The organism is Candidatus Hydrogenedentota bacterium (assembly GCA_035416745.1).
Classification (GTDB): domain Bacteria; phylum Hydrogenedentota; class Hydrogenedentia; order Hydrogenedentales; family SLHB01; genus UBA2224.
The window spans coordinates 1-11,171 of the sequence record DAOLNV010000121.1; the positions used below are offsets into that span (position 1 = coordinate 1).

General features: G+C 62.3%; 7 protein-coding genes. 6 read left to right on the top strand and 1 reads right to left on the bottom strand.

Annotated features, from left to right (window positions below):
- Positions 1-262 precede the first annotated feature (262 nt).
- Together mutY and PLJ71_21185 are read left to right on the top strand one after the other, a co-directional pair.
- On the top strand, positions 263-1,339 hold the full coding sequence (gene mutY, locus PLJ71_21180) for an A/G-specific adenine glycosylase (protein ID HQM51202.1): 1,077 nt from the start codon (positions 263-265) through the stop codon (positions 1,337-1,339).
- A 338-nt stretch (positions 1,340-1,677) separates the two neighbouring features.
- Entirely contained in the window at positions 1,678-2,697 is a 1,020-nt protein-coding gene (locus PLJ71_21185; protein HQM51203.1) for a Gfo/Idh/MocA family oxidoreductase, read from the top strand.
- Positions 2,698-2,703: 6 nt separating this feature from the next.
- Here the strand turns inward: PLJ71_21185 and PLJ71_21190 are convergent, their stop codons facing one another.
- Positions 2,704-4,062: a Gfo/Idh/MocA family oxidoreductase gene (locus PLJ71_21190; protein ID HQM51204.1), complete on the bottom strand. Its 1,359-nt coding sequence runs from the start codon at positions 4,060-4,062 to the stop codon at positions 2,704-2,706.
- 936 nt (positions 4,063-4,998) lie between these two features.
- Between PLJ71_21190 and PLJ71_21195 the strand changes: the two genes are divergently transcribed.
- From PLJ71_21195 to PLJ71_21210, 4 genes are all read left to right on the top strand, one after another.
- Complete coding sequence (locus PLJ71_21195; protein HQM51205.1) at positions 4,999-5,448, top strand: hypothetical protein; 450 nt, start codon at positions 4,999-5,001, stop codon at positions 5,446-5,448.
- A 393-nt stretch (positions 5,449-5,841) separates the two neighbouring features.
- Entirely contained in the window at positions 5,842-6,807 is a 966-nt protein-coding gene (locus tag PLJ71_21200) for an ATP-binding cassette domain-containing protein (GenBank protein ID HQM51206.1), read from the top strand.
- Complete coding sequence (locus PLJ71_21205; protein ID HQM51207.1) at positions 6,807-9,332, top strand: Gldg family protein; 2,526 nt, start codon at positions 6,807-6,809, stop codon at positions 9,330-9,332. Before PLJ71_21200 ends, PLJ71_21205 begins: the two co-directional genes overlap by 1 nt.
- A 60-nt stretch (positions 9,333-9,392) precedes the next feature.
- On the top strand, positions 9,393-11,171 hold a 1,779-nt coding region (locus PLJ71_21210; GenBank protein HQM51208.1), incomplete at its 3' end, for a DUF4340 domain-containing protein.

The following is an 11,171-nucleotide window of genomic DNA, read 5'->3' on the forward strand; positions in this document are numbered from 1 at the left end:
CCAAATGGCGTGACGATACACCCCTCGGTAAGATTAGCAAATGGCTTGACAGGTCAGGGCCAACGCGCTCACCGGACCCAGTTGCCGCACGAGGCCGCGGGCGGAGCCTGCACCGAACAGACCGGGCCGCCGTGTCCGCGCCCGTTCTGTGTTTACATGGACTTCGAGCGCTCGTGCGCGTAGAATCCGAATCCAACGTAGATGCCATCGCGCGGCGGACGTACCGGCCCGCCGCGTATGCACGCCCACACGGAATTCACCCATGCAGGATCGGATCGAACAAAACGTTGTCAGGCGCATCCGCCGCACGTTACTCGCCTGGTATCGCGGGAACGCCCGGGAACTGCCATGGCGCAACACGCGGGATCCCTATGCTATCTGGGTTTCTGAGGTCATGCTGCAACAAACCCGTGTCGACCAGGGGACGCCCTATTTCACACGGTTCATGGCCGCCTTTCCGAGCGTCGATGCGCTCGCGGAAGCCTCCGAAGACGCCGTCCTCAAGCGGTGGGAGGGACTGGGATACTACTCGCGCGCACGCAACCTGCACCGCGCCGCGAAGACCGTGGCACATGAACGCGGCGGCACGTTTCCCCAAACCGCGGAGGAATGGCAGGCGTTGCCCGGGGTGGGGCGCTACACGGCGGGCGCCATTGCCAGCATTGCGTTCAACGAAGCCGTGCCGGTGCTCGACGGCAACGTCAAACGGGTGTTGACAAGGCTTCGTGATATCGCGGACCCTGTTGACCGGCCGGCGACGGGACACCTCCTGTGGAGACTTGCCCAAACCCTTGTGTCTCCAAGGCGTCCCGGCGATTTCAACCAGGCGATCATGGAACTCGGCGCGATTGTTTGCACGCCCAAGGCGCCGTTGTGCGGCGCCTGCCCGTTGCGCGAAGTCTGTCTCGCAGCGGCCTGCGGGACGCAATCGGAACGCCCGGTCAAGGGCAAGAAGGCCAGAACGCCCCATTACGAGGTCGTGGTTGCGGCCATCGAGAAGAAGGGCCGCTTCCTTCTGGGCAAGCGGCCGCCTGAGGGGCTCCTGGGCGGCCTGTGGGAATTCCCGGGCGGGAAGGTGCAGCCGGGGGAAACACACGCGCAGGCCCTCCAACGCGAGACCCGCGAGGAACTCGGCGTCGAGATCCGCGTGGGCGGGTTGGCTGCCGTAGTCAAACACGCCTACTCGCATTTCAAAGTCACGCTCAACGTCTACCGGTGCACCCTCGAGTCGGGCGTCCCCCGGCCCAGAACGCACACCGAGCTGAAATGGGCCCCCCGCGCCCACTTCGACCGCTACGCGTTCCCGAAAGCCAACCACAAGTTTCTTGGAGTCCTTTGACGGCAAGGCGGGGGCCGGGAGCGCAAGAACACCGGCGGCACGGCCCAGCCCCGCCGCGCATGGGCGCGCTTGAGCGTGTGTGTCTGCCAGCATCCCTCTTTCCGCGGGTTTGGCAGCGGCCAACGGCCGCCCCGGACCATTCCGGCCAGCCCCTTCGGGGCGCCGAATACCGGCCCCGCGACAGGTGCACGTGCAGACGAAATTCGCATCCAGGAGCCGGAACGCCGGCTTTTTCAACGCCTTCGCAGAGGCCCTTGTTCGCCCGGCTTGATTCCTGCGGGCAACTCGTGTTTCCTTAAGGTGTCGAACGCGCTCGATGAGCGCGGGAGGGTTATGCCGTGAGTCTACGTATCGCCTTCGTCGGGTTTCGTCACGCCCACGTCTATGGGCTTTATGATCTCGCCCGGAACCACAAGGACCTCCAGATCGTCGCCGCCTGCGAGGAACACGCTGAAACCCGTGCCCAGCTCGCAGGCTTGGGCATCGCCATAACCCACGACACGTACGATGCCATGCTCGACGAGACGCCCTGCGACATCGTGGCGTGCGCCGACTATTTCAGCATCCATGGCGAACGGGTGTTCCGCGCCCTCGAACGGGGCAAGCACGTCCTGTGCGACAAACCCCTCTGCGTGCAGTTGGACGAGCTGAACCGCATCGAGTCCCTCGCCCGCGAAAAGGGGCGGCGCGTGGGATGCATGCTCGATCTGGTCGACGGTGCGCCCTTTGTGACTCTGCGCGAGATCATCCGGCGCGGCGACATCGGCGAGGTCCTGAGCATCAATATCCTCGGCCAGCACCCCTTGAAGTACGGGTCGCGTCCCATGTGGTTCTTCGAGGAAGGCAAACATTGCGGCACGATAAACGACATCGGCATCCACGTCATCGACGCGGTACCCTGGCTGACCGGATACCCTATCGAGGAGATCACGGCCGCCCACGGGTGGAATGGCCGCATTAAACAGCATCCCCATTTCGAAGACGGCGCAATGCTCATGTTGAAACTTGCCAACGGCTGCGGGGTCATGGCCGATATCTCATATTTCAGCCCCGACGCGGCGGGATACTCCATGCCCACCTACTGGCGGTTCACCGTCGCAGGCGCCAAGGGAACCGTTGAAGTGGGCCACAACCTCGACAAAGCCCTGCTCTGGCCCGATGACGAAGGCGGTGCACGGGAGCTCGCCCTGCTCGCCCCGCGAACCGGCGGCTATCTCGACGATTTCCTCGCCGACATTGCAGGCAAGCCCGCTCCCGGCGGGCTGGACATGGCGCGCGTCTTTCGCAGTGCCAGGATAGGCCTCCTCGCCCAACGCGCGGCAACGACGGGGCCAATACACTTGAAAGTCATCCCCTGAAACCGGCTACGCGGGCAGTTCGTAGCCCGCGCGGCGCGGACGGCTCAGCATCGCGTTGCCTTCGTCGCAATTCGTGAAGCGCTCGGCGGCGGGGTCCCAATGCAGCGTCTCGCCGACCCGGCCCACGTCGCGGGCGATGTTCACGAGGTAGCACAGGGCCGAGCTGCGCTGGCCGTATTCGATGTCGGCCGTGCACTTCTCGCGGGTCTTGATACAGTGGATCCAGTTCTCGATGTGCGGCTGGGTCTCGGGCACCTGGAGATGACCGGGATTGCCGGGCGCATCCAGCAGTTCCTTCGGGTCGGCCGAGATCTTATCGCGGTTAATCTCGATGCGGCCTTTTTCACCAACGAAGATGCACCCGAGCCCCGGACCCCAGTCGCCGTCAAGGCTGAGATTGAGTTCCGTGCCGTTTGCGTACTTCATGCGAATTTTCGCCCGGGGCCCCGTGAACCGCGCCATGCTGTAGTAGGTCGCCCCCGTTTCGTCCGGAGACGGTTGACGTTCCTCGAACTTGCCGGAGGGAATAGACTGAACGGCTTCCTCGAGCAAGATCTCGGCCGGGCCGGTCTCGTCGGTGCCCAGTCCCCGCTGGATCTGGTCGTAGCTGTGCGTGCCCCAGCCGGTAACGCCAAACGAGACGCCGCCGCCGTCGTAGTCCCACCAATGGGCCCATTGCCGCTGCAATTGGGAATGGTACGGCCGGAATTCGGCCTGATTAGTCCAGATATCCCACCAGTTGTCGCTGCCGCCTTCAGGCAACGGCTCGCCGGGTTTGGGCTCCCATCGGAGCGGTCCCACGAAGTTCGGGGCGAGCACCTCGGTCACTTTTCCAAGAGCGCCGTTCTTGACAAGGTCGCTGGCCCAGTTGTTGAGCGCGATGGTGCGCTGCTGTGTGCCGATCTGGGTGACGCGGCTGTATTTCCGAGCGAGGGTGACCATCTCGCGCCCCTCGGCGATGGTCAGGCACATGGGTTTCTCAATGTAGACATCCATCCCCATAGCCATGGCATGACACGCCACCCAGGCCCGGGCATGGGTCGTGGTCTCGACCATGACGCCGTCAAGATTCTCTTTTTCGATCATCTCGCGGAAATCGGTGTAGCCCTTCCATCCCCGGTCCGCGCCGGCGCCCTTGAGACAGGCGTCCACGCGCGGTTGAAAGCAGTCGCAGACCGCCACGATCCGCACCTCGGGGATCTTGACGCAGGTTCCCGCGATGTCCTGGCACCGTCCGCCCAGGCCGATAAGGCCTACGTTCACCGTCTCGTTCGGGCTGGGACCTTCCATGCCCAGCACCCTCGAAGAGAGAATCAGCGGCGCCGATGCTGCGGCGGCCTTCAGAAATGTGCGTCTGCTAATCATTGCTCGCCTCCTGAATGGGCAGTGGCCGTCTTGCGGCTGCCCGCTACACACCTGGTTCCCGCGAGCGAACGCCAGCCGCCCGCAGAGGAAATAGCCTACCACCCCCGTCCCGTTGTATCAACCGCGCGATTGGGTTCAAACTTGCCCGGCGCCGCCCCCGCGGGTATTCCAGACGGGCCCGCGCGCCAGAACGATGCCTGACGCGGGGAGCATGAGACGGGCATGACCGTAGCGCATGTTGCGGTCCGCGGCATCTTGCGCCGGCTCGGCGAAATGGAATCTCGCGCGCCCGTGCGCTACACTGTGGGAAAGCTCATCCACAACATTCGTGGAATAAGGGACGAAGCTCATCCGGCCGGGCCGCGGTTGCGTGCAGTGGGCCTGACGTGTATTTCACGCGGCGCGTCTTGAGCCGCGGCCGGACAAGCTTCGACGAGAACGCACGGTCTATTGGGCATTCGGGAGTGTCACGCCGCGAACGCGTACACGAACCTGTGACGCCATCGAAAACGGCATCACCGGTCCATTGGTGTCAGCGCGTCTCCTTCCACAGAAGACACGGACATGACACCCCCGCGAATGCCAAACAGTATATGTGAAACCGCCGGTGCGGGCCCGATGGGCCGCGCGCCTTGCGGGAACGCCGCGTTGTGTGCCTCTTCGCGCCCTGTTCTGAACCCGGCTATACTACAAGTGAACCGGCGGGGGCGTTACAGCGCGTGCGGCTGCCGGCAACCGGTTCGGCCCGCGGATTTCATATACGGAAGGGCTTTATCCGGCGCGCGCGGCACGAGCTCTGCAAGGCCTGTCGGGCGCGGTGTGAAAAGTGCTTGGAATATGCGAATCGCCATGATAAGATTCATGCTCGAGTCTGCATTGAACCATATCAGGTGCGACAAAATCTGAGGCCGTTACGTTAACAGAGAGGAATACCCGATGAAGAAAGTGTTGGCGACGTTGTTGGTAGGTCTTTTTGTAGTGGTTATGGCTGGTTGCAGCGGTGGCGCCAAAGAAGAAGTTGCGCCTCCGGCCAGGGGAACCGCTGAACCCCCCGCAGCGCCTGCTCCGGAAGAAACACCAGCTGCTGGTCTTTCTGCGCCGGGGGAAGCGCCTGCGGCAGCCCCGGAAGCCGCCCCAGCCGCCGAAGGCACTGCCAGCTTGGTGGGCACCAAGTGGCAATTGGGCGATTTCACCGTCGAGTTCCAAGATGAGAGCAAGGTGCTCATCAAGGGCGGTCAGATTGCGACGCTCATGCCCGACGGCGCCACGGGCGAATACAAGGTCGAAGACGGCAAGTTCTCGGTCAGCGTTCTCGGCATGACCAAGAGCGGCACCTGGGACGGCAAAAAACTCGTTGTGGATGACACCGAAGCCATCCCCCAATAGTACCTGACAGGAAAGAACTCGGAGAGTGGCACCCACGGAAACGGACGGGTGCCGCTTTTCATATTGTCGCTGGGATGCTTCATTTGAGGCATTCCGCCGCAAATGAGCACGCCCCGGGTATGCCTTCCCCCGGATGGGAATATCCCCGGAGGGCTTGCAAATACGCGAAAACCGGTGCTATTGTACCGGCTCTCCCGCATGTCCTCTGGTTGGGCACGATCATTGCGTGCCCCGACGGGGGGAAAACTGCAATCTGCCGGTGTCGTGGTGGCGTTTTGCCCGGCCGGGCAAGGACAGGGCGCCGGCGTGGGAGCGCGGGCTGGGAAATGGAGCAAACGAGGAGCGCGCCCGGACCTTCGGAGCGCGGGGTCCAGGCTCAGGAGTATTCGCGACATGATCAAAACACAGAACCTGACTATGCACTACGGGCCCGTACGGGCTCTGGATCGTGTATCGTTCGAGGTCAAGCAGGGCGAGATCGTCGGCCTGTTGGGCCCGAACGGCGCGGGCAAGTCGACGACCATGAAAATCCTGACGACGTATCTGCACCCGACAAGCGGCACGGCTACCGTCGGGGGGATGGACGTGCTCGAGAACCCGCTCGGGGTGCGCAAGATCATCGGGTACCTACCCGAGGTGCTTCCCCTCTATATGGACATGGAGGTGCGGTCGTATCTAAACTTCGTGGCGCGTTCGCGCGGCCTGAGCGGCACGAAACTGCGTGAACGGACCGACGTGGTCCTCGAGGAATGCGGTCTTCGGCCCATGTACCGAAGGGTGATTCGCGAACTCTCCAAGGGTTTCCGGCAGCGCACCGCGCTGGCCCAGGCCTTGATACACGATCCGGAGATCATCATCCTCGACGAACCCACTTCCGGCCTCGACCCGCACCAGATCATCGAGATTCGGCAGTTGATCCGGCAACTCGCCGCGGGCAAGACCGTGATCCTCTCGACCCATATCCTGCAGGAGGTCGAAGCCACGGCGGACCGGATTGTGATCATTAACCGAGGCCGCATCGTAGGCGACGGCACCATCCAGGAATTGCGGACACGGGCCAAGAAGCACGAGCGCGCCGAGGTGTCGGTGAGGGGCGAACGCAACGAAATCGAACGGTTGCTGTCGGGCCTCGAGGGCACGCGGCGCGTGGAATTTCTCGGCGAGGACGACGGCTTCGTGACGTTCCGATTGTTGGGCAAGCTGGGCTCGGAACAGTGGCGTGAAATCGGCAAGCTGGCCAAGCTCAAAAGCTGGGAGCTGCGTGAACTCACCGAGCGCCCCCTCAGCCTGGAAGAGACCTTCCTGTCGCTCACGGAACCCGAAGCCGCCGCGAAGAGCAGTGAAAAGGGAGAGGCGTGATGAAGAACATCAAGACCGTTGTATTGCGCGATTTGGGGGCCTATTTCACTTCCCCCGTCGGATATATCTTCGTGATCGTGTTTCTCGCGATGAGCGTGGGCATCTTCATGACCTCGTTTTTCACGTTCCCGGTTGCCGATATGCGCAACTTCTTCGCCAATCTGCCCATCATCCTATGCGTGTTCATCCCTGCGGTGACCATGCGCGTCTGGGCCGAAGAACGCAAAGAAAACACCTGGGAACTGTTGTTGACCTTCCCGATGCGCGCGCGGGAGCTCGTGCTCGGAAAGTTTATCGCGACGCTGGTGTTTTACGTGATAACGCTGGCGGCGACGTTCACCGTGCCGCTCATGCTGGTGGTGCTGGGCGACCCCGACCGCGGCGTGCTGTTCGGCGGCTATATGGGCGCCACTCTCCTCGGGGCCATGTTCCTGGCCATGGGGCTGTTCTTCTCGGGATTCTGCAAGGACCAGATCGTGGCCTTTGTCGTGACGCTGCTGGCCTGTTTCGCGGTATTCCTTGTCGGCACGAACTTCATCGCCGGCTACATTGACGGATTCTTCCCCGGACTGGGCTCCGCGTTGAGCCAGATGGCCGGCTTGATCGACCACTACAACGCGTTCATCCGCGGCGTGGTCGAAGTGGCGGACGTGCTGTATTTCCTGGGTTGGACCACCCTGTTCCTGGTGCTGAACGCGCTGTACATCGAAGGACGCAGCCGGCCCGGCATCCGCCTGCAGTTCGGTACGGCCATCGCGCTCTGCCTGGGCATCGGCATGGCCCTCAACTGGCTGACCATCGACACCAGCATTTACCGCTTCGACCTGACCGAAGACCAGATCTATACGGTATCGCCCGCGGCGAAACGGATCCTCTCGCAAGTGAAGCGCCCGGTGCAGGTCAATCTCTACATCACGCCCAAGAGCGACATGCCCACGGCCTACACCCAGCTCGAGCAGGACATCATGGGCAAGCTCAAGGAATTACGGGTCGCGTCCAACGGCATGATCGCGCCGGATGTCGTATACCTTCAAGCAGCCAACGTTATGACCAGTGCGCCCAAGTTTGATGAAGAGAAGAAAAAGGACGAAGACCAGACCGACAAGACCGAGAAGCGCATGCTCGAAAAGGGCGTCGAGCCGTTTGGCGTACAGGTGATGTCGGGCGATGAAATCAGCCAGAAACTCATCTATTCGAGCATCGGCGTGGGATTGGGGGCCGAGGCCGAGGAAATCATCCCTCAGGTGACCCCGGAAACGGTGCAGCAGTTGGAGTACCGTCTCATCAACATCATTTTCAAGCTCACGCGCGAAAAGAAACCCGTAGTGGCCCTCGTGGCCCCGAAAGAGGCATACAACATCGACCCGCAGATGCGGCAGATTATGATGCAGATGGGCCAGCCCGTTCCCGAGCAGCGCGACCCCTACGACATGCTTCAGGCCTACCTCGAATCCGAAAAGTACGACGTGCAGCGCATCGAACTGACCAAGGACAGCCCCCTGCCCCAGGAGTACGACACGCTGGCCATCATCAACCCGCGGCAGCTGGACGAGCGCCAGCGCTGGGAGATCGACCGCGCCCTGGCTTCCGGCAAGTCCGTCATTCTGGCGGTTCAAAACTATCTCTGGGAATACCGGACCAGCAGCCGCGGCATCACCATGGCGCGCCAGGACGAGAACCCGCAGGTCAATGAACTGCTCGAACAGTTTGGGCTCGGCGTCGACGACGACCTGCTGATGGACGTCAACAGCTTCCCGCTGACGATTCGCAGCAATGACCCGTTGCAGAACCTGCTGGGCGGCGGCACGCCGATCTCCAGTCCGATGCACATCGAGGTGACCAGCGAGCAGATGGACAACCAGACTTCGATCACGAGCCGGCTGGGCTTCATTACCTATCTGTGGGGCACGGCTCTTACGATCGACCAGGAAGAGCTCAAGAAGCACGGCCTCGAGGCGCGCGTCATTATGCAGACCAGCGACAATGCCTGGACCGTCGCCCAGAACGCGCCACTCAGCGAGGAAACGTTCGAGCCGCCTGCCAAGGGCGACCGGTACCCGCTCATGGCCTTGGTCACGGGGCAGTTCCCGGACATCTACAAGGACCAGCCGCGCCCGGATTGGCCGCCGCCCCAGCCGCGGCCGGGCATGCCGCCCCAGCCCCCGTCGGAGGAGAAAGAGGAGCCTGCGGGACCCTTGACCCCCGCGCCGGGCAAGCTGGTGCTGGTGGGCGCATCGCAGATGTTCCGCAGCGATTTTCTGCAGCGTTCGAACGCGGACCTGTTTCTCAACAGCATCGACGCGGTGACTCTGGGCGACGATTTGGTGAACGTGCGCAGCCGGAAGGCGGTGGACCGCACCATTTCGAAACCCAGCGACAGCCAGGTCAACATGTGGAAATTCGTGAACTACGTGCTGGTGAGCCTTGTCATCACCACGGTGGGCGTGGCCGTGACCGTGGTGCGGCGTCAGTCGCGCAATGCGTACACGATGTCTTTCATGAACAACGGCGCGCCGGCGGACTAACGGCGGATCAACCCTGGTAATACAATGGGAATGGCCCGATAAGGATTGTGGAGAGGTCTCATGAGAAAGTGGAAGAATCTTGTTCCCCTGGTTGTGATCCTGGCCATCCTGGCCGCCTTGGTGGTGCTGAAGCAGGTCCAGAACCGGCCTGTTGCGATCGAGGAACAGCTTCAGGCGAAAGTGACGGCGCTTATCCCGGAAACCGTCTCTCAAGGCGCGGTTACCCGGATTGACCTCTATACGGGAGCAAAGCCCGACGACAAGGTGGTTATCCAGCGCGATGCCCAAGACCCGAATGTCTGGAGGCTCACAAGCCACTTCAACGCTCCGGCAAAGAAAGACAAGCTCGACGAGTTTCTCGAGAAACTCACCGGGTTGCATGGTGAGTTCCGGGCAGCAGACGTCACCGGCGACGACCTCGGCGAGTTCGAATTGGCCGAAGACAAGGCCTTTCATGTACTCGCGTATACGGACGACGCCGAGAAGCCGGCGGTCCATATCCTCAACGGGAAGGCCCCGAAGTCCGGGCAGGTGTTCGTGCGCACGGTTGATGGAAACACCGTCTATGTGTCCGACGTGAACTTCCGCCGTGAAGCCCAGCTCTGGAGCGAGGAGGCCGATGCGGCCCCCGAGCCCGGCCCCTGGGAAGACAAGGACGTCGTGAAGGTCGCCAAGGAAGACATCACGAAAGTGGCCCTCACCATGCCCGACAAGCAACTCGTGTTCGAGAAGCGCGAGAAACCCGCCGAGAAAAAAGAAGGCGAGAACGCCGAACCGGCTGCGGGCGAGGAAGCCGCGCCGAAACCCGAGGAGCAGGCTCCCCCCCAGTACGAATGGGCGCTGGCTTCGGGAGGCGTTGCTGGCCAAACGCATAAAGAGATGGGGCTCGATGCGATCCTGGGCGCGTTCAATCCCTTGACAGCCACGGAAATCGTCGATCCGGCCAAACTCGACGAGTGGAACTTGACAACGCCCGGTTTCAAATGCGTGCTTACCCTCAAGGACAAGGAGCTTGTCCTCGAGGGGGGGCTGCCGCCATCGAGCGCCGACGGCTACGTGCGCGTGGCCGGCGCCAAGGAGCCGGTGATCTATAAACTGTCTTCCTATGTCTTTGGCAAGGTGTTCCCGAAAGGCTCCGACCTGTTTAACCTGCAGACCCTCGGCCTCGATAAGGAAACGCTTGCCCGTGTCGAAATGGAACTGCCCGATGCCAAGGTCGTGCTCACCAAAGAGGGCGCCGACTGGACCGTTGCCGAGCCCAAGGCCGACCTCGAAGCGGATACGACGGCGATCTCGACCCTAACCGGCGCGTTGGCGGGTTGGAAAGCTTCGGACTACACCGATTCGGCGCCTCTCGGGGAACCCGTCCGCCGGATCACCTTCTCTACGAGCGATGGGCAGGCCCACGTGCTTGAGATTGGCGGTCCGTCCCGCTCCATCGACGGCAGTTACGCGCGACTGGACGGCGGCGCCGTCGTAGCCATGACCAAAGGCGATGTCGGGAAAATCCTGGTCGAGCCGAAGAACCTCTACAAGCGCGCGCTGCTCGCGAAAGACGCCGCTGACATCAAGACGATCACTATCGCTCCCGCCGCCGGCGAGCCAATCATCCTTGCGCGAAATGAGAGCAATGTGTGGATGCTTGGGGACGCGGAAGCCAATGCGGACGCGGCGGAAGACGTCGCCGATGCCATCGCGGACCTCCAGGCCGACCAGATCCTGTTTGGCAAGGCGCCTGCCGAATTTGCGCCCCAAGTGACCATCGACGTCACCCTCGAGAGCGGCGAAGGCCATAAGCTGCTGCTCGGCCAGGAGTCCGAGACGGGAAGAGAACTCATG

Excerpts from the sequence above, each read along its gene's own strand:
- mutY (HQM51202.1), top strand. The coding sequence starts at position 263 with ATGCAGGATCGGATCGAACAAAACGTTGTCAGGCGCATCCGCCGCACG.
- PLJ71_21190 (HQM51204.1), bottom strand. The coding sequence starts at position 4,062 with ATGATTAGCAGACGCACATTTCTGAAGGCCGCCGCAGCATCGGCGCCG.
- PLJ71_21195 (HQM51205.1), top strand. The coding sequence starts at position 4,999 with ATGAAGAAAGTGTTGGCGACGTTGTTGGTAGGTCTTTTTGTAGTGGTT.
- PLJ71_21200 (HQM51206.1), top strand. The coding sequence starts at position 5,842 with ATGATCAAAACACAGAACCTGACTATGCACTACGGGCCCGTACGGGCT.
- PLJ71_21205 (HQM51207.1), top strand. The coding sequence starts at position 6,807 with ATGAAGAACATCAAGACCGTTGTATTGCGCGATTTGGGGGCCTATTTC.